Raw genomic sequence first — 18065 nt, forward strand, 5'->3', positions numbered from 1 at the left:
TGCGGGGGTGGTCCCGGCAATCTCCGGGGGACGGCCGACGGCTCCCTGTGGTCCCCGCGCGTGCGGGGGTGGTCCCGTGCCGTCGGGGCAGTCCTCCGCGGGCACAGCGTGGTCCCCGCGCGTGCGGGGGTGGTCCCTGCCTCGGCACCGCGTCGTCATGGCGCACCTGGTGGTCCCCGCGCGTGCGGGGGTGGTCCCCAGCCGCTGCGCTTCGCGCTGCGCTCCTGGTCGTGGTCCCCGCGCGTGCGGGGGTGGTCCCTTCTGGATCAACCTCCAAGGCCAGTGACCCGCGTGGTCCCCGCGCGTGCGGGGGTGGTCCCGGGTGCAGGAGCGTGATGTCGTCCTCGATGGCGTGGTCCCCGCGCGTGCGGGGGTGGTCCCTGTGGGACGAGGCGATGGAAGAAGCGGGCGCCGTGGTCCCCGCGCGTGCGGGGGTGGTCCCGCCGCGAACCGGCGCCGCGCCGCTGACCCGGCGTGGTCCCCGCGCGTGCGGGGGTGGTCCCCACACCGCAGCGGCACGAGGAACGCGAATGCGGTGGTCCCCGCCCGTGCGGGGGTGGTCCCTCGGCTCCTAGCGGGCCGGTGACGACGAGGTAGTGGTCCCCGCGCGTGCGGGGGTGGTCCCCGCGAGATGTGGTGGGACATGATCGCCCAGGCGGTGGTCCCCGCGCGTGCGGGGGTGGTCCCGCCCCCGATCTGGGCGTTCGGCGTGGTCGCCCGTGGTCCCCGCGCGTGCGGGGGTGGTCCCTCACGAGCCAGATGCGCCGGAGCGGCGTCGAGGTGGTCCCCGCGCGTGCGGGGGTGGTCCCACGCGCACACGGCCGTCGCCGTCGCAGGGGTTGTGGTGCCCGCGCGTGCGGGGGTGGCCCCGACACTCGGCTCGTGCACCCGCTGGGGACCGCGTGATCCCCGCGAGCGCGGGCCCCGACGAGGGTTAGCACCGCATCACGTGATGCGGTGGCCGTTACGCTGGTATGCACCACCTCAGAACGGAGAGTGCGCTGCGGATGGGGCCGAAGACAGCCAAGGTCTACGAGACGATTCGTGCACGGCTCGCGTCCGGCGAGTACGCCCCAGGCGACAAGATGCCCTCGGAGCGAACGCTCGTCGAGGAACTCGGCATCGGCCGGACGGCGCTTCGACAAGTGCTGGCCCGGCTTGTGGCGGAAGGCGCCCTGGAGGTTCGAGGCAGGAGTTCGTACCGGGTGCCCGGAGCGGTGAGTGTCGAGACTCCCGAAGGGCTGGAGCCATGGCGCATCCACGGTGAGCGAGACCTCTACGACAATCGCTGGGTCAAGCTCCAGCTTTGGGATGTTGAGCCGCCCGGCCTGAAGCGATTCGAGCACCATGTGGTGAAGCTCCAGCATGTGGCCATCACCGCGGTTCTCGACGACCAGGACCGCGTCTTGATGATGTGGCGATACCGCTTCGTCCCTCAGCAGTGGGGCTGGGAGCTGCCAGGCGGCATCGTGGACGAAGGCGAGGAGCCTGCGGCCACAGCGCTCCGGGAGGTCGTCGAAGAGACCGGCTGGCGGCCGAAATCGGTGGAACACGTCGTCACCTATCAGCCCATGGTGGGCATGGTCGACTCACCCCACGAGATCTTCGTCGGGCACGAGGCCGAGCGGGTCGGCCCGCCGACGGATCTGGAAGAGGCCGGACACATCGAGTGGGTCCCGCTCGCTGACATTCCGGGGCTGATGGCCCGTGGTGAACTGATGGGCTCCGGCACTCTCGTGGCCCTGCTCCACATCCTGGCGAGCCGCGGAAAGCAAGGAGTTACAAACGCGCGCTGAGGAGGTCGACGCGGCGGCGCTGCCGTACTGAGCCGGTGCGGCTGGCCAGCAGTCGTGCCTGCCTCAGGTGGGTGTTGGCGTCGTCGTACTCCGCTCGCGCCAAGTGCGCCTGCGCGAGGTCGGTATGGAGCCCACCTTGCGCGCGGACAAACGTCGGGTCCGCAGCTTCCAAGGCGTCGTACAGGCTGGTCACTGCCTCATCATCTCCGAGCAGGGCAAGAACGTTGCCTCGCCAGCGGGTGAGGTGGGCGCCGTTCAGGAAGATGCTCAGCATGTCCGGGTCGCGGTCCCCGGAGCCGGACGGGATCCTCGCCTCGGCCGCATCGAGCGCCCGCCGGCAGTCATCAGGCAGACCGGCGTGAGCGCACATCTCGGCTTCAGCTGCGGACAACCACGCCCCGAGGCGAGGGGAACCGTCCCGTGCAAGGGTGCGTTGCGCGTCGCGGACCAGGTCGACTCCGAGGGACGGTCGGCCAGCCTCGCAGAGTACGTACGCCTGCTCCGCCATCGCGTGGGCGAGGTACATGGGGGCTTCAGCGTCTCGGGCCGCACGCTTGGCGAGTTCGTAGTGACGCCAGGCCCGTTCAACCGCACCGGAGTCAATTGCCTGCCATGCCGCCAGGGTTGACGCTCCCGCGAGCGCGAGCGCCACGGGACGTCGCGCGGTGGGGAGCACCGTGAAGTTCAGCGCGTCTTCTAAAGCCGAGAGGTGCCCCGTCATCTGGTCCACGAGACCAGCCGCGCCCATCTGGCGGTCCATGGTGCGTAGTAACTCGGTCTGAGCGTCGAACGCCTTCACCATGGGTTCGCTGACACTGCCTGCTGAGTCGATCCGGCTCAGCAGTTCGTCGTACCCGTCGGCGGATGGTGGCGCAGACGCGAGCGGCCCGCGCCTCAACTCCGCATCGGTGACGCCGAGGAGCTGCCGAAGGATCACCGCGTACCGGTCCGAGATGGCGCGCTTCCCGTTTTCCCACTCGGACACGTACACCCGCAAACTCGCGGTCGACGCGACGTCCATGACGTGCCGTCGGGCGTACTGCTCGATCTCGCGAACCAGTCGCTCCTGAGACCAGCTCCGCGACGTTCGCGCGCTCCGAAGTCCTGTACTCACAGGCCACCGCCCGGCGATAGGTCCACTCCCTGACCTTCCCAGCATGCCTCACATCACCGCAGGTCAACAGGGGTTAACAGCAAGGGAGTTAAGGGCTGTTGGCTACCGACACCCCTCCCGAACAGGTCTTCTGGAGATGCGCCAAGGCGGGCAACCGCCGCTCGAAACGGCGGGACTCCTTGACTCTGGTGCGCACCAGATGCTTACCTTCTGGTGCGCACCAGATGAAGGAGTCGCTCCCGATTCGCGGTGTGCAAGTCGCCCTCTCTGGGCTTGTTCCATCGCAGCGCTAGTTCGGGATAGCTCGCTTCCACGTGGAGCCCCTCGCTGGTCGTCCCTTGAGAACTCAACAGAGTGCCGGCCCAGCCACCTGCACACGGGTGGTCGATGGGTCTTGGGGAATCCCGCCCCACCTCGCAGCAAGCGGGCGGGCGCGTACGGGACCTGTCCCGTGCGTGGTTCAGCGCATTTCTACCTCTCCGCAGCTCATCTGCTGCGGGGGCCGGTTACCCCCGCTGGTCGTCTCGTACGAGCAGCGCTGAGGGAACCGGGTCTACCGACTTCAACGGCGTGCGCCCCCGGAGCGGCTACTCCGGGGGCGCTGTTCGGGCCGTCCCACCGACTAAGGAGACACGACCCATGAAGTGCATCGTTGCTGGTCATACCGCTGTTACAGCAGCGGAGTTCGCAGAGTTGGCGTTGGGCTTCGCTGAGCGTTCGGCGGGGTTCGACACAGAGCTGTTCACCGGTGAGTTCGGCGAGTCCCGGGAGGGCCGGGCGGCGCGGCTGGCCGTGGCCCACGAGGTCCTGGTGGAGCTGCGGGAGGCCGACCCCATCGCCGCGGCCTACGCCCGGGCGCTGCTGAAGGCGAGCGGTGTGCCGAGGCGGTGCCCGCGTCCGCGGCGGGCCCGACAGGCGTCGGTTCGGCGCGCGGGCAGGTGCGCGGCGCGGAGTGTGGCGGTGGCCGCATGAGGGCTGATCTGGCGATGGAGGAGCTGACGGTGTCGCTGCGCGCGCTGCGCGCGGTGGCCGCCGACTTCCCCGCCCTCCCGGCCCCGGCGGTGCACGTCTCGCCGATCTTCCCGAACCGGCTGGAGCTGTCCCTGCACGACGACTTGCGGGCGTTCGAGTCGTGGCGGCTCGCGCTTGGCATCGCCTGTGAGGACGTGCGGCTGGGCATGCAGAGCGAGGGCCGCACCTGGGTGTTGGAGGCGGGCACGGACTTCGCGGGTGCGTCGGTCCGGCTGACCGCGTTCAGCGCCGTTTCCAGGAGTGGGGGCAGCGGTGCTTGATTCCCTGACTCCCGCGCAGATCCAGTCTGCGGAGCGCACGCTCGCTACCGGCACGTGGGCGATCACCGGCGGTGCGGTGCTGTTCTCCGTGCTGACGGTCACGCCGCTGGTGGAGCGGGTCACGCCTGCCCAGTGGCAGTGGACGGCCCCGATCCTCCCGCTGGTGGTCGACGCGGCCGTCATCATCGTGGTCCGCCTGGACGCGGTCGTGGCTCGGCTCGGTGGCAGCAGCGGGCCGTGGCCTGCCGTGCTGCGATGGATGACCGGCCTGATGACGCTGCTGCTCAACATCGGCGACAGCGCTCTGAAGTCCGATCTCGTGGGCGTGGCCGTGCACGCCATCGCTCCGCTCCTGCTGATCGTCACCGCAGAGGCCGGGCTTGCCTACCGGCGCGCGATCAGCCGGGCCCTTGAACGCATCGAGCGTTCACGGGCCGAGGAACAAGCCGCCCGTGAACAGCAGGAGCGGGAGGTTCGTGAACGCGAGCGTGAGGCGCGTGAACACGCTGAACGTTCAGCGCGCGAGCACACTGAACGCCTGGATCGCGAGCGGGCCGACCGCGAGGAACGTGCGCGTCGCGAGGAGCGCGAGCACGCCGTCCGCATGGAGCGTGAACGCCTCGCCAGCGAGGCGGACATGCGCCGTGAGCAGCGCGAATACGACGACCGCGTACGGCACGAACAGCAGCAGCGCGAGGACGCGCGGCGCCGTGAACAGCAAGCACTGGCCGGGCGTTCACGGCGCGAACAGAGCACGGACCGCAAGGCCGATCGGGCCCTCCCGGCCGCGCCCACTCAGGGCACGGTGAACGCCCAGGCTCTCCCCGTGAACAGCGCTGCGAGCGGCGTGAACGGCAGGTCGGGGGTGTTCACGAAGATGCCGGAGAGCGAAGCGCGCGCCTACGTCGCCTCGTTCCGTGAGGGTGAGCGCACGGTGCGGCAGCTCGCGGACGACACCGGGTGGTCGCTGGGCTGGGTGTCTGCCCGGCTGCAGGAGCAGCGCTCCCAGGCTGTCGCCGACATGGGGGCTGCGCTGGAGGCGGTGGGCTGATGTCCGGCGTCTACGGCAAGTGCTTCGACCCGACCGGGGCCCGGCACGGCATCCCCACCTACCCCTGGCAGATGGCTCCGGACGGCCTGGCCACCATGCGGCAGTTACGGGCCCGCGGGCTGCGGCCCGGCGGCCAGCCGATCGCCGCGCAGGTGATGCGGGCCAACCGCCGCGCGGGTGGAGTGCGCGTCGCCTACCTCTACCGCGTCGACCGCGCCGCCCGGGTGCGTCCGATGACCTCCCGCAAGTGGGGTGCGCTCGCGCTGGCCATGCTCGCGCGCCGCACCTGCCCGCGCTGCCTGCGCGATGTCGGCTACTGCATCCCGCGCTCTCACGGCATCTGCGGCGCGTGCATCGCCGCCGCCGATCAGTCCACCGCCTGAACCCCCGCAACTTCCCTTCGACTTCCTGGAGTTTCGCTGTGTCCAGTCGTACCCGTCCCCGGGCCCGCACCGTGAAGGTGCCCGCTGGGGCCACCACCGTTCGTATCCCGCGCCAGCGCGGGCGCCGTCAGCAGTCGTTCCTGCTCGTGGTGCCCGAACGCCCCACCCTGTCCAGCCAGGCCCTGCGCACGGTGGGGCGCTTGTTATGGCGCCACCGTCTCGTGTTCCTGCCCGCCGGCCTCGCCCTCCTGGCCCTGGTGCTGACCGCGATCCTGCACGCCCTGGCCCCGTGGACGGGTGTCCTGGTCGCCGTGGCCGGAGGGCTGCCGCTGGTCGTGCTGCTCACGCCGCCGCTCTACCGCCGCTTCACGGGCGGGGTGCGGGCGTGGCAGCGGGCCGTCGCCTCCCTCGCCGCCGTCGTCGGCCTGTGGGGTGCGCTCGCGATCCTGCTCGGCCCGCTGGCCGGGCCCCTTGAGGTCCTGTGGCTCGTTGGTCTGCTGGCCGCCTACGGCGTGCGGGCCGCGATCCGTCGCACCACGTCTGAGGAGAAGGCCTGATGGCTACCCCGACCCGAAACGGCGCCGCTCGCGGTGCCGACAAGGGCAACAAGTTCGCCAACGCCGGGGCCGCCGCGGGCGGCTTCGTGGGCGCGATGGGCGGCTCCTTCATGCCGAACATCAACATCAACGTCAATCGCGGCAGCGGGCGCCACGCCGCTGTCGGCGGGCAGTCGCTGTTGCCGCCGCCGGAGTTCAACTCCCCCGCGCAGGTGCGCGACTACTGCAACACCCTGCGCGCGGCCGGGGTGATGATGTCGATGGAGGTCGCCATGGCTTCCGAGATCCTGCACAGCGTGCTCGCCGCCGTTCCCGACCCCGAGGGCCGGGCCTTCGGTTCGCGGATCCGCGCGGCGAAGGTCTCCCGCAAGATGAAGCGGTCGGCGAACGCGCTGCGTGACGCGGCGAAGAACGCCGCGGCCTGCTACTCGGTGTTCCAGCAGGAGTACCAGGAGGAGATCAACCGGGTCCGGCACCGGGCCCGCAGGCCCAAGGCCCCGTCGATGAACTGGGCACAGCAGTGAGCCGCCGGGCGGAGCAGTCCGCGCAGACGCAGCTCGCGCACCTGATGAGCAGCCGCGACAGCGGTTCGGGTGCGGGCGGGATGGGCAACTACCTGGCGCACCGCGCGAAGCCGCACCTCCCGCCGTGGCTGGGCATGGCCGGGGTCGGCGTGGCCGGGGTCCTCGGCCACGACCGGTGGGCCGCCTCCCCGTCGGCCGCCGTGGGCCTGACCCTGACGTCGGTGGCGCTGTCCGGCGGCGCCTGGGTGATGGGCAAGGCGGCGAGCAGGCAGCGCCGCCTCCACTCGGCCATCACCACGGCGCTGGGTTCGGCGTGGCTGACGGCCGCGTGCCTGGCCGGGCCGACGGCTGAGCCGATCGGCGATCTCTACCTGATGGGCGGCCCGGCGCTCGCGCTGTCGTGGAACGTGCGGATCTTCATGCGCACGTCCGACACCAGCGACGGTGCGGGCGGCGCGGATGGCGGGCTGATGGAGAAGATCGGGCTGGCGCGGGCGCAGATCCGCGCGGCCCGGGCGGAGCCGAACCGCGTCACCGCGCGGGTCGGCCTGGTGCCGGGCGAGCAGACCAATGACGACGTGCCCCGGACCCTGCCGCGGATCGCTTCGGCACTGAACCTGCCGACGTCGGCCGTGCGCTACGCCCCCGACCCCGACTCCGCCCGCGAGGGCGACCTGGTCATCGTCCCCGAGGACATGCTGGCCGAGTCTGTGGAGTGGGAGGGACCGTCGAACTTGGGCGGGTCGATCGCGGATCCGCTGGTCATCGGTCGTTACGACGACGGCTCCCCGCTGTTGCTGTGGCTGCCTGGCGACCAGGAATCCGGGCGGAACTCCACGCACGTGCTGATCGCGGGCGGCACCGGGTCCGGCAAGGGCGACGCCGCCCTGAACCTCCAGACCGAGATCCTCTCGCGCTCCGACGTGACCATGGTCTTCTCCGACCCCAAGTCCTTCCAGGACTTCCGGCCGCTGCTGCCTGGCTACGACTGGGCAGTGGAGGGTGGCGCGCCCACGGAGGTCATGGTCGCGGCGGTCCAAGCCGCGATCCCGGCCCGCACCCGCTGGCTCGGTCAGCACCGGTATCGCCAGTGGGTGCCCGAGGCGGCGCGCGAGCAGCGCGACCCAGCTCAGTCCTGCCGGCCGGACGGGCGCGCGTGCGGCTGCCCCGGCATGCCGTTCATGGTCGCCTGGTTCGAGGAAGCCGCGAACACCCTGCGGTTCATCGGCGACGACGCCTTCACCGGCATCGCACAGGAAGCCCGCTCCGCGGGCATGGCCCTGGTCGTCTCCCTGCAACGCCCCTCCTACGACCAGATGAGCACGAGCACGCGGGCCTCGCTGCCCTCCGTGGTCGCACTCGGCTGCGCCCCCGACGACGAAGGGTTCTGCCTGCCCGACGAGGTCCTGGCCGCGGGCGCCCATCCGGGGGCGTGGCGCAACCGCAAGCCCGGGTACTGCTACGTCGTCTCGCCCGGCATCGACGAGGACCGGTACGCCTCCCCGGGCCGCACCTGGCGCTTCACACCGCGTGCCGTGGACGCCATGCAGCGACTCGCGCTGTGGACGCAGCGCCACGGCGCGGTCGCCGATCCCGTCACAGCGCGCGCCCTCAAGAGCGTGGCCGGGGCCGCGTACACCGGCCGCACCGCCCCCGACACGGCTGCGCCGTCGGCGACACAGGTCCACGTCGACGACGACCAGGACGTCGACGACGAGGGCCCGCTGGTCGACCCCGAAGACGCGGATATCGACCCCGAGGCAGAACTGCCCGAGCTGCAGGACGGCGACGACATCCCGCTGTTCGGACAGGAGACGGGCCGCAAGCCCTCCCCGGACGAGGCCCGCGTGCTCTTCGCGCAGGCGCTGGACGAGTTCGAGGCCGCAGGGCAGATGATCGTCGGCCCGAAGGACTTCATGGACTGGTGCGACCGTCACGGTCTGTCCCGCCCGTGGGTGTCCGCCCGGCTCAAGGAAGCCGCCATCGAGGGCCGCCTGCAGCCGACGAACACCACTGGCCGGTGGCGCATCGTCCCCCGCCCCGACGGCGGCGTGCCCGCTGTCCTGACGGCGGCCTGACACCTGACACCGTCACGGGCGCCTGACACCCAAACCCCTAGGCGGGAGCGGGTGTCACGCGCCCTGACACCAGGCCGCTGACACCACCTGACACCGGGCCTGACGCCCGCACACCTGCAGCGGCACCGGGTGCGCGGGCGTGCCGGGAACCCGGCCATACCGGAAGGGAGCACCGTATGCCCCACCCCGAACCGCCCGGAATCCTCGCCCCGCACATCCCCGCCGACGTCTACCGCCGCGCGCAGGCCACCGGCCAGCCGATCATCCTCGTGCACCCCGTGCCCACCCCAGCGCGCCGCACGGCCCGCGCCTACCTCATCGGCGCCGCTGTCGTCGCTGCGGCCGGTGTCGGTGGCATGGGCCTGGTCGTGGCGTTCCTCGCGCTGCTCGACATCGCTGCGCACACCGCCACCGCTGTCTACGGCGCCGTCGGCACGGTCGGCGTCGGCGGCATCACCGTCAAACTCACACGCCCCAAGGCCAAATGGCACAGGAAGGAACCCGCACCGTGACCCTTCACACCACCCCCCTCGCCCTGATCGTGGGCGCCGACCAGGCCCGCGCCTTTCTCCACTCCCGCGCCCGGGAACTGACCGAACTCGATTACCTCCCCGAGTCGGTCGCCTTACGCCTCACCTGCCGGCGCATCCTGCGCGGTGACCCGGTCGTGCTGGCCGCGCCCGGCCAGGTCTGGACGCTGCGCGCTGACACCGACCCCGACGACGCCCCCGCCCATCGCCTGACCGTTCAGGGCCGACTCACCTGCCCGCCCCGTGTCCTGGTCACCGACCCCGACGACCCCACCGGCGAAGTCGACGAACTCCTCATCGAGGTCCTGAAGATGTACCAGCTCGCCACCTGGAACCCCGACTGGATCGCCGACGAGCAGTAGCTACGCCAAGGGCGGCCCCCGCATCTCGCCAAAGAACCGGGGCCGCCCTTGTCCACCTGCCCGAATCAGAGCTGTGGAGGTCTCCCAGCATGACGCAACCGACCGACAATCGGGGAGAGCACCTGGGGACCGCTCTCGCCCTGGCAGCCTCCGGTGTGCCCGTTCTGCCGCTGCGAGCGGGGAAGGTGCCGTTCGGCAACTGCCGTACCTGCACGGACAACACGTGCGGTGGCCGACCCAACATGAAGACCGCCGGGCCCTGCCAGTGCCCCGGCACCTGCCACGGCTGGGCCGCCGCGACCACGGACCCAGACGTCATCAGCTCCGGCCTCTGGCAGCGCGCATGGGTTCAGGCGACGGGCGTCGCCTACCACCCCGGCGGGGCAGGACTGACGGTCGTCGACCTCGACGACGCCGACGCGATCACGTGGGCGCGCGAGAACCTGCCCACCACGCAGACCGTGGGCACCACCCGTGGTGAGCACTGGATCTACTTCGGGGCGATGGGCTCCGCCAACGGCGTCCGGCCGGGCGTGGACATCAAGTCCACGATGGCCTACGCCCGCTGGCGCGGGCACGGCACCGGCACCCCCACGGCCCTGCCGGACGCCGTCCTCATGCTGGCCGCGACGAAGCCCGCCACGGCCCGCCACGCGCCGAAGGCCATCGCCGTGCCTGCACCGGTCGGGGGCGGAGCGTGTCGGCACCGTACGCCCGCGTATCTGGAGCGGGGCATCGCAATGGCCGAGCAGCGCATCACCGACGCCCGCAGTGGCGTGCACGCCACCGTCTACCGCACGTTCCTGGTCGTGCTGTCCACGCACGGCCGGTGCGGCTGCCTCACCGAGGCTCACGTCGGACGGCTGTTCGCCGCCGCGCAGGCCAAGGGCGAGTCGCCCCGGCACTGCACCGACGCATGGACCAACGCCCACACCCGGCTGGGACTGTGACCATGCCCGAGGACGAGAAGAACCCCGCGCGCAAGGTCATCACCGACTACGCACAGGCCCATTTCCGGTACTTCCGCACCACCGACGGCACCGTGTACGCGCAGCGCAACGGCCACCCCGTAGCCCGCCCGATCCGCTCCCAGGGCACGACCGGCAGCCACCGCCAGGAACTCATGGTCGGCCTCTTCCGCGACGGGCGCGGCGTGTTCAACGGCACCGCCCTCAAGGAGGCGTTGGACCTGATCGAAGCCCTCGCCCTGTACGAGGACACGCAGGCCGTGCACATCCGCGTCGCCCCCGGCTTCGACGGGGCGACGTGGTTGGACCTTGGCCGCAACGACGGGCAGTCCGTCCGCATCCACCCCACCGGATGGGAGATCGCCGTTCCCGACCCGTGGGAAGTGTGCTGGCGCCGTACCCAGCTCACCGGCGAACTGCCCGTACCCACCAAGGACACCAACGGCAAGGGCATCGACCTCCTACTCCGCCTGTGCAACTTCGCCAATGCGGAAACCGAGTGCCTGGCCATCGCCTGGCTGATCGGCTGCCTCGGTCCGTCCGTGCCCGTCCCCGCCCCGTTCCTCACCGGGCCGCAGGGCGCGGGCAAGTCCACCGGCGGGCGCATGCTCGTGCGGATCGTCGAGGGCATGAGCGGCGACCTGCGCCGCGCGCCGAAGGACGAGGAGAACCTGATCGCGGCCGTGGCCGCTGGATGGGTCACCGCCCTGGACAACCTCTCCCACCTGACCCCGGACCTGGCCGATGCCATGTGCTGCGTCGTCACCGGAGCCGAGAACGTCAAACGCGCTCTGTTCACCGACGGGGACGTCTTCCGGGCCCGCTACCGACGCCCTCTGCTCCTGACCGGCATCGACGTCGGCGTCATCCGCCCCGACCTCGCCGACCGCCTCCTCCCACTGCGCCTGGAACGGCCCCAAGTCCGGCGCACCGAAGCAGAACTGTGGGCGGAGTACGCGGAGGTCCTGCCCGTCGTGCTCGGGTCCTTGCTCGATCTGACGGTCAAGGTCCGCGCGGCCGACGCAGACACCCCGACCGATCTGCGGATGGCGGACTTCGCACACCTGTGCGCGCAACTCGACGCGGCCACCGGCCTGGGAGCGCTGAGCGCCTATCGGGCCATCTTGGATGACCTGAACGACGACGTCATCGAGGGCGACCTCCTGGCGCAGACAGTCCTCCGGCACGCCGACACCATGGAAGGGGACGCAGCACAGCGGATGACCTCCACCGAGTGGCTGCACCACCTCAGCGGCCTCTACAGCGACGAGGATCTGCGGCCCCTGCCCAAGGGATGGCCTACCACGGGAAAGGTCCTCTCCGACCGCCTCAAGCGTCTCCAGCCGACGCTGGCCGCCCGGGGCGTCCTCATCGACTCCGGCCGCACCAGCGAGGGCCGCTACCTCGAAATGACCCGCCTGCCCACCCCACCCCCACACGAGCAGAAGCCGATCTTCTGACCCGCGCCACACGTGAGCGCGGACAAGCAAGAAGAGCACCCCGCGCGGGCGTGCTCTTCTTGCTGTTCGGCGCACCGCGCCGCCCCAAGGTCGTGCCGCGCAGCGGCTCCTTCTCCACGCTGTAAGGCGCAGCACACGACAACAGACACCCCCTCCTTTTGTCCTAAGAGGGAAGACGCTGCGTCATCTGCGTCATCGAGCCGGGAAACCGACCCCTGGCCTGCGGCTACAGCCATGACGCAGACGACGGGCTCTGCGTCATCCTGCGTCATCTGCGTCATGCGATGACGCACCCCATGACGCACGCATGACGCACCCCCAATCCGCTGCGTCACGCGAAGCCCCAGGTCAGAGGCCCGTATGACGCTGATGACGCAATGACGCAGAAATCCGAACCTCGGACAAACCCGCGCCCTGAGAAGCCTGCGAACGCAACACGACCCGACTTCCGAGGACCCCATGAGCCGAACCCGTTCCGCTCAACCCGACCCCCGCGCCACCCTCCGCAGCGGCTTACCCGACCGCTACCTCACCCCCGACGACATCGCCGAGATGTTCGAGGTGCCCAAGGAGACCGTCTACCAGTGGCGCAAGAAGCGCACCGGCCCGCCCGGCTTCCGCGTCGGCAAGCACATCCGCTACGACCCCGCCGACGTCCAGCGCTGGAAACAGGAACGCATGGCGGCCGAAGCCGCCGCCTAACCGAACAGCCAGACCCCCAGCACGGCAGGGAGAGCCGCCCCGCGCGGCTCTCCCTGCCGTGTCTCATGAAGGGAACGCCCCCTCGTGGCAGGCCACATCCAGGACCGCTGGTACAAGACCGAGACCGACACCAACGGCAAGCCCCACAAGGCCAAGTCCGACCGCCACGGCAGCGGACTGCGCTACCGCGCCCGGTACGTCGGTCCCGATGGCTCCGAGAAGTCCAAGAGCTTCCGCGACGGACAGAAGCGGCTCGCGGAGAAGTGGTTGAGCAACATCGAGGCCGACATGTCGCGCGGCCAGTACATCGACCCCAGGACAGCGCGCACCACCTTCCAGCAGTACGCCGAGAAGTGGGTCAGCGCCCACACCGGCGAGGTCAACAGCCGCGAGGCGGCCGAGCGTCGGCTGAGGCTGCACGCGTACCCGCACATCGGCACGCGCCCCATCGGGTCGTTCAAGCCCGAACACATCCGGGACTGGATCAGTGCGCTCGAAGGCACCGTGCCTGCCGAGTCGAGCCGCCGCGTCATCGTCGGCACGGTGTCGGCCGCGCTGCACGCAGCCGTGGAGGACGGGCTCCTTCCGAAGAACCCGTGCCGCGCCCGCACCGTCCGTCTGCCGAAGCCTGCCAAGCCGCGCGTCGTCCCGTGGACAGCCGCTCGGGTCTACGACGTGCGGTCGGCACTGCCCAAGAGGTTCCAAGCCACCGTGGACCCGGGCGCGGGATGCGGCCTGCGCCAAGGCGAGATCTTCGGGCTCTCCGAGGACGAACTCGACTACGACGGTGGGTGGGTGCACGTGACGCACCAGCTCAAGCGAATCCGCGGGAAGTACGTGTTCGCACCGCCCAAGGGCGGCAAGGAGCGCAGCGCGCCGCTCCCGATGACGGTGGGCCGCGCCCTGCGCGCCCACACAGAGGAGTTCCCGCCCATCACGGTCACGCTGCCGTGGCGCACGCCTGACGGGCCCCTCGTGACCAAGCGGCTGCTGTACAGCGGGAACGAGGGGCTGCACGTCCGCGTGAGCTACTTCAACGACTTCATGTGGAAACCCGCTCTCGCCGTCGCTGGCGTCATCCCGGAGCCGGAGGAGGGCGAGCGGTACGCGGCGGCACGCGAGGACGGCATGCACGCTCTCAGGCACTTCTACGCGTCCGTCCTCCTGGACGCTGGCGAGAACATCCGCGCGCTGAGCCAGTACCTCGGACACTCCGACCCTGGATTCACGCTCAGGACGTACACGCACCTGATGCCGAGCAGCGAGGGGAGGACCCGGAAAGCGGTCGACAACGCGCTGCTTGTTCCCAAGATCACGGCCCAGCGACGGCCCAGATAGGGGGCGGCGACCCGCATCGCAGGGTTCCGGGGCAGGTCGGGGCCGCAATGGCCCCGATCGCTCGGAATATCATTTACTTCTGGCCGATCTATACCGGCCAGGCGATCCCGATCGATTCCTGGCGATCCAGAATGTGGCTCGATACCTGGGTCTGACAGCGATAAACGGACACCTTCGGATAACACCCGACGTGTTGCGCGCCCCTCGTCCCGGGGCCCTCTTAGGCTGATGGGATTCCTGGGGAGGGAGCGCTTGATGCGCAAAGGAGCGAAGGCTGCTCTGGTCGGTGGGGTGTTCGCCGTCCTGGTGGGGGGTTCCGGATATGGCGCGTACAACGTGGTGACCGCGGTGAACGCCGACGGCGGTTCGTCGTCGGGGAAGAACTCCGCGCGCAGGAGCGGGCCGCCGTCGCGTGCGGAGGTCAAGGAGACGGCCGGCGCGTTCCTGGCCGCGTGGGCGAAGGGTGACGCGGACGGGGCGGCGGCGTACACCGACAACGCGGAGGTGGCCGCCGAGGTCCTGACCGGGTATCGGGAGGACGCGCACATCCGGAAGGTGCGGCTCACGGCGGGGCGGATCAGCGGGACGCGCGTGCCGTTCACGGTCCGGGCCACGGTGGCGTACGACGGGAAGAGCAAGGCGCTGCGGTACTCCTCCGCCTTCCGGGTCGTCCGGGGTGTGCACAGCGGGCGGGCCCTCGTGGACTGGCGGGCCGACGTCGTGCACCCGGAGCTGCGCGCCGGCGACACGCTGGAGACCGGGGAGGCCGCGGCGCCGCCCATCAGGGCCGTCGACCGCGACGGCAGGGTGCTGACCGCGAAGGCCCACCCGTCGCTCGCGCCCGTCCTCGACCAGCTCCGGTCGCGGTACGGCGACCGGGCGGGCGGCAGGCCCGGCGTCGAGCTGTACATCGAGCGTGAGGGCGCGAACTCCGGTACGAAGACGCTGCTCACCCTCGCCGATGGCCGGGCCGGCACGCTGCGGACGACGCTGAGCGCCTCGGCGCAGCGGGCCGCGGAGGCCGCGGTCGCCCGGTACGCCGAGTCGTCGGTGGTCGCCGTCAAGCCGAGCACCGGCGAAGTGCTCGCCGTCGCCAACCACCGCGAGGACGAGTTCAACGCGGCCTTCGAGGGCAAGCTGGCACCCGGCTCCACCATGAAGATCGTGACGGCGGCCATGCTCATCGACCGGGGCGTCACGAAGGCGTCCGGGCCCGCGCCCTGCACCCCCGAGGCGACCTGGCAGAGCCAGACCTTCCACAACCTCAAGGGCATGGCGCCGAACGCGAAGGCGACCCTCGCGGACAGCTTCGCGCGGTCCTGCAACACCGCGTTCGTGAAGCTGGTCGACGAGAAGCCGCTCACGGACGCCTCGCTGACCGAGGAGGCGCGGGACAACTTCGGCCTGGGCCGGGACGACTGGCGCACCGGCATCACGTCGTCGGACGGCGCCGTGCCCGCGTCCACCGGTCCCGACCGCGCAGCCAACGCCATCGGCCAGGGCCAGGTGCAGCTGAACCCGCTGAACCTGGCGTCGGTGACGGCGACGGCCATGACGGGCTCCTTCCGCCAGCCCGTCCTCGTACCGAAGTCCCTCATCGGCGAGGAACTCGCCACCGCGCGCGGCCTGTCCACGGGCACGGTCGCCCAACTGCGGCAGATGATGCGGCGGACGGCGGTCACGGGCACGGGCGCGCGGGCCATGGCGGGGCTCGGCGGGGACGTCGGCGCGAAGACGGGGTCGGCGGAGGTCGACGGTCAGCGGCGGCCCAACAGCTGGTTCGCGGGCTACCGCGGGGACCTGGCGGTGGCCGCGATGGCGCAGGAGGGCGGGCACGGCGGGGACACCGCCGGGCCGATCGTGGCGGCGGTGCTGCGCGCGGGCGGGTGACGGGTGTAGCCGGTGTGACCAGCGTGACCTGGTGCGAGTGGGTGACGGCGGGACGACGACGACGGCGTCCGCCTCGCCCGGCCGGGCGATGCCGTGGTCGAAGGGGTGCGCGGGTGCCGCTAGGTTGGGCAGCCGGTGAGTTGGGCGCGGCGGGGGCCGAAGGGGAATGGCGGAGGGTCTGTGGGCAAGAGAAGACGTGCGACCGAGCGCAAGAAGGCGCACCCGGCCGTGCTCGGCGGCGCGGCGGTGGCGATCGTGTGCGGCGTGGGGGTCGCCGCGTACGCGCTGTCCGGCGGGGACGACGGCAAGTCCGACGGCAAGACGGTGGCGACGGGACCGCCCACGGCCGCCGAGGTGCGCACCACCACGCGGGCGTTCCTGACCGCCTGGGAGAAGGGTGACGTGGCCGCGGCGGCGGCGCTCACGGACGACCGGAAGGCGGCCCGCGCGGCGCTCACCGCCTACCGCGAGGAGGCCAAGGTCTCCGCGGTGCGCCTGAAGCCCGGCAAGCCCGCCACCCGCAAGAGCCCGAAGGTGCCGTTCAAGGCGGCGGCCACGATCTCGTACGGGGGAAAGGACAAGGGTTACGCGTACGACTCCGCGCTGAGCGTCGCGCGCCGCGCGGCCGACGGCCGGGTCCTCGTCTCCTGGCAGCCGTCGGTCGTGCACCCCGAACTGCGGGACGGCGACCGCCTTGTCACGGGCGCGGCGGGCGTACCGCCGATCAAGGCCGTGGACCGGGACGGCGGTCCGCTGACGGCCGCCAAGTACCCCTCCCTCGGCACGGTCCTGGACGGGCTGCGGGAGAAGTTCGGCAAGGAGGCGGGCGGCAAGGCGGGCGTCGAGCTGCGGGTGGTGCGCGCCGACGCCAAGGCCGACGACGCCAAGGGCGGCAAGGGCGCCAAGGACGCCGCGAAGAAGAGCGACGCGAAGGACACCCCCGACAAGACTCTCCTCGCCCTCTCCCCCGGCACCCCGGGCACGCTGAAGACGACGATCAGCGCGCGCACGCAGGCCGCGGCGGAGAAGCAGACGGCGAAGCGCAAGCAGGCCTCGGTCGTCGTGGTCAAGCCGTCCACCGGTGAGATCCTCGCCGTCGCCAACTCCAACCCGGGCGGCTTCAACACGGCGTTCCAGGGCTCCCTCGCGCCCGGCTCCACGATGAAGGTCATCACCTCGTCGATGCTCCTGGAGAAGCGGCTCGCGGGCGTCGACAAGAAGCACCCGTGCCCGAAGTACAAGGCGTACGGCGGCTGGAAGTTCCAGAACGACAACAAGTTCCAGATCAAGGGCGGCACGTTCCGGGCCAGCTTCGCGCGGTCCTGCAACACGGCCTTCATCACGCAGGCCGAGAAGCTGTCGAACGACGACCTGACGAAGCAGGCCCAGGACGTGTTCGGCCTCGGCCGTGACAACTGGTCCGTCGGCGTCTCCTCGTTCGACGGCGCCGTGCCGGTGCAGTCGCACGCGCAGATGGCGGCCTCGCTCATCGGCCAGGGCGGCGTCCGGATGAACCCGCTGAACATGGCGTCGGTCGCCGCGACCGTGAAGTCCGGCACGTTCCGCCAGCCCTACCTCGTCTCGCCCGAGCTGGACGACCGGCAGCTCGCGACGGCGCCGCGCAAGATGTCGGGCAGGACGGCGTCCGCCCTGCGCGACCTCATGCACTACACCGGCGTCTCCGGCACCGCCGCCAAGCCCATGGCGGGCCTCGGCGCGGACTCCGGCGCGAAGACCGGCTCCGCGGAGGTCGACGGGCAGAAGAAGCCCAACGGCTGGTTCACCGCGTACCGCGGGGACGTGGCCGCGGCGGCGGTCGTGCAGGCCGCCGGGCACGGCGGGGAGACGGCGGGGCCGGTGGTGCGGGAGATGTTGCTGGTGGGGAAGTAGGGAGCGCCGGGGGTATTTCAGCCCGTCCGGCGATTGAGGGCGAGGCGCGGAGCGCCGACAGCGGGGGTCCGGTGGCGGCAGCCCCCCGGACCCCCGCCCCGGTTCCGGGCACGATTCATGGTCGCGTGGC

The 18065-nt window shown here is 71.2% G+C and carries 17 protein-coding genes and 1 CRISPR repeat array (1 of these 18 only partly in view); of the genes, 16 read left to right on the forward strand and 1 reads right to left on the reverse strand.

Annotated features, from left to right (window positions below; translation table 11 throughout):
* A CRISPR array of direct repeats spans positions 1-870; the repeat unit is 29 nt; unit sequence GTGGTCCCCGCGCGTGCGGGGGTGGTCCC; it begins 440 nt to the left of the window's first position.
* A gap of 137 nt (positions 871-1007) precedes the next feature.
* Positions 1008-1796, forward strand: coding sequence for a GntR family transcriptional regulator (locus AB6L24_RS21020; protein ID WP_405663195.1), 789 nt, complete (start codon positions 1008-1010; stop codon positions 1794-1796).
* Here AB6L24_RS21020 and AB6L24_RS21025 read toward each other — a convergent pair.
* The gene (locus AB6L24_RS21025) at positions 1780-2817 is read right to left on the reverse strand and encodes an XRE family transcriptional regulator (RefSeq protein WP_405657420.1); all 1038 of its coding nucleotides are present in this window, start codon (positions 2815-2817) and stop codon (positions 1780-1782) included. The genes AB6L24_RS21020 and AB6L24_RS21025 overlap by 17 nt on opposite strands.
* Positions 2818-3549: 732 nt before the next feature.
* On the opposite strand from AB6L24_RS21025, the gene AB6L24_RS21030 reads away from it, so the two are divergent.
* From AB6L24_RS21030 to AB6L24_RS21100, 15 genes are all read left to right on the forward strand, one after another.
* Positions 3550-3882, forward strand: a complete 333-nt coding sequence (locus tag AB6L24_RS21030; protein ID WP_405657421.1) for a hypothetical protein — start codon at positions 3550-3552, stop codon at positions 3880-3882.
* Positions 3879-4202 (forward strand): hypothetical protein, encoded by a 324-nt coding sequence (locus tag AB6L24_RS21035; protein WP_405657423.1) that lies wholly within the window; start codon positions 3879-3881, stop codon positions 4200-4202. Before AB6L24_RS21030 ends, AB6L24_RS21035 begins: the two co-directional genes overlap by 4 nt.
* On the forward strand, positions 4195-5253 hold the full coding sequence (locus AB6L24_RS21040) for a DUF2637 domain-containing protein (protein ID WP_405657425.1): 1059 nt from the start codon (positions 4195-4197) through the stop codon (positions 5251-5253). The genes AB6L24_RS21035 and AB6L24_RS21040 overlap by 8 nt, the downstream gene beginning before the upstream one ends.
* Complete coding sequence (locus AB6L24_RS21045; protein WP_405657426.1) at positions 5253-5636, forward strand: RRQRL motif-containing zinc-binding protein; 384 nt, start codon at positions 5253-5255, stop codon at positions 5634-5636. The genes AB6L24_RS21040 and AB6L24_RS21045 overlap by 1 nt, the downstream gene beginning before the upstream one ends.
* 38 nt (positions 5637-5674) lie before the next feature.
* On the forward strand, positions 5675-6193 hold the full coding sequence (locus AB6L24_RS21050) for a hypothetical protein (RefSeq protein WP_405657428.1): 519 nt from the start codon (positions 5675-5677) through the stop codon (positions 6191-6193).
* A complete protein-coding gene (gene traA, locus AB6L24_RS21055; protein WP_405657430.1) occupies positions 6193-6717 on the forward strand; it encodes a plasmid transfer protein TraA in 525 nt (174 codons plus the stop codon). The genes AB6L24_RS21050 and traA overlap by 1 nt, the downstream gene beginning before the upstream one ends.
* A gap of 44 nt (positions 6718-6761) precedes the next feature.
* Positions 6762-8795 carry a plasmid transfer protein TraB gene (gene traB, locus AB6L24_RS21060; protein ID WP_405663198.1) on the forward strand — a complete coding sequence of 678 codons (2034 nt, stop codon included), beginning with the start codon at positions 6762-6764 and terminating at the stop codon, positions 8793-8795.
* A gap of 176 nt (positions 8796-8971) precedes the next feature.
* Positions 8972-9307 (forward strand): hypothetical protein, encoded by a 336-nt coding sequence (locus tag AB6L24_RS21065; RefSeq protein WP_405657431.1) that lies wholly within the window; start codon positions 8972-8974, stop codon positions 9305-9307.
* Complete coding sequence (locus AB6L24_RS21070; protein ID WP_405657433.1) at positions 9304-9687, forward strand: hypothetical protein; 384 nt, start codon at positions 9304-9306, stop codon at positions 9685-9687. Before AB6L24_RS21065 ends, AB6L24_RS21070 begins: the two co-directional genes overlap by 4 nt.
* Before the next feature lie 89 nt (positions 9688-9776).
* The gene (locus AB6L24_RS21075; protein WP_405657435.1) at positions 9777-10637 is read left to right on the forward strand and encodes a bifunctional DNA primase/polymerase; all 861 of its coding nucleotides are present in this window, start codon (positions 9777-9779) and stop codon (positions 10635-10637) included.
* Between the two features lie 2 nt (positions 10638-10639).
* Entirely contained in the window at positions 10640-12115 is a 1476-nt protein-coding gene (locus tag AB6L24_RS21080) for an ATP-binding protein (protein ID WP_405657436.1), read from the forward strand.
* Between the two features lie 459 nt (positions 12116-12574).
* Complete coding sequence (locus AB6L24_RS21085) at positions 12575-12817, forward strand: helix-turn-helix domain-containing protein (protein ID WP_380859152.1); 243 nt, start codon at positions 12575-12577, stop codon at positions 12815-12817.
* Between the two features lie 84 nt (positions 12818-12901).
* Complete coding sequence (locus tag AB6L24_RS21090; RefSeq protein ID WP_405657437.1) at positions 12902-14155, forward strand: tyrosine-type recombinase/integrase; 1254 nt, start codon at positions 12902-12904, stop codon at positions 14153-14155.
* Between the two features lie 255 nt (positions 14156-14410).
* Entirely contained in the window at positions 14411-16045 is a 1635-nt protein-coding gene (locus AB6L24_RS21095) for a penicillin-binding transpeptidase domain-containing protein (RefSeq protein ID WP_405657438.1), read from the forward strand.
* Positions 16046-16225: 180 nt separating this feature from the next.
* Positions 16226-17935: a penicillin-binding transpeptidase domain-containing protein gene (locus AB6L24_RS21100; protein ID WP_405657439.1), complete on the forward strand. Its 1710-nt coding sequence runs from the start codon at positions 16226-16228 to the stop codon at positions 17933-17935.
* Positions 17936-18065 lie beyond the last annotated feature (130 nt).

The organism is Streptomyces sp. RK9 (assembly GCF_045070545.1).
Taxonomy (GTDB): Bacteria; Actinomycetota; Actinomycetes; order Streptomycetales; family Streptomycetaceae; genus Streptomyces; species Streptomyces alboflavus.

Bases quoted from the DNA above. Each gene is read 5' to 3' on its own strand.
- AB6L24_RS21020 (WP_405663195.1), top strand. From the start codon at position 1,008: ATGGGGCCGAAGACAGCCAAGGTCTACGAGACGATTCGTGCACGGCTC.
- AB6L24_RS21025 (WP_405657420.1), bottom strand. From the start codon at position 2,817: ATGGACGTCGCGTCGACCGCGAGTTTGCGGGTGTACGTGTCCGAGTGG.
- AB6L24_RS21030 (WP_405657421.1), top strand. From the start codon at position 3,550: ATGAAGTGCATCGTTGCTGGTCATACCGCTGTTACAGCAGCGGAGTTC.
- AB6L24_RS21035 (WP_405657423.1), top strand. From the start codon at position 3,879: ATGAGGGCTGATCTGGCGATGGAGGAGCTGACGGTGTCGCTGCGCGCG.
- AB6L24_RS21045 (WP_405657426.1), top strand. From the start codon at position 5,253: ATGTCCGGCGTCTACGGCAAGTGCTTCGACCCGACCGGGGCCCGGCAC.
- traA (WP_405657430.1), top strand. From the start codon at position 6,193: ATGGCTACCCCGACCCGAAACGGCGCCGCTCGCGGTGCCGACAAGGGC.
- traB (WP_405663198.1), top strand. From the start codon at position 6,762: ATGAGCAGCCGCGACAGCGGTTCGGGTGCGGGCGGGATGGGCAACTAC.
- AB6L24_RS21065 (WP_405657431.1), top strand. From the start codon at position 8,972: ATGCCCCACCCCGAACCGCCCGGAATCCTCGCCCCGCACATCCCCGCC.
- AB6L24_RS21075 (WP_405657435.1), top strand. From the start codon at position 9,777: ATGACGCAACCGACCGACAATCGGGGAGAGCACCTGGGGACCGCTCTC.
- AB6L24_RS21080 (WP_405657436.1), top strand. From the start codon at position 10,640: ATGCCCGAGGACGAGAAGAACCCCGCGCGCAAGGTCATCACCGACTAC.
- AB6L24_RS21085 (WP_380859152.1), top strand. From the start codon at position 12,575: ATGAGCCGAACCCGTTCCGCTCAACCCGACCCCCGCGCCACCCTCCGC.
- AB6L24_RS21095 (WP_405657438.1), top strand. From the start codon at position 14,411: ATGCGCAAAGGAGCGAAGGCTGCTCTGGTCGGTGGGGTGTTCGCCGTC.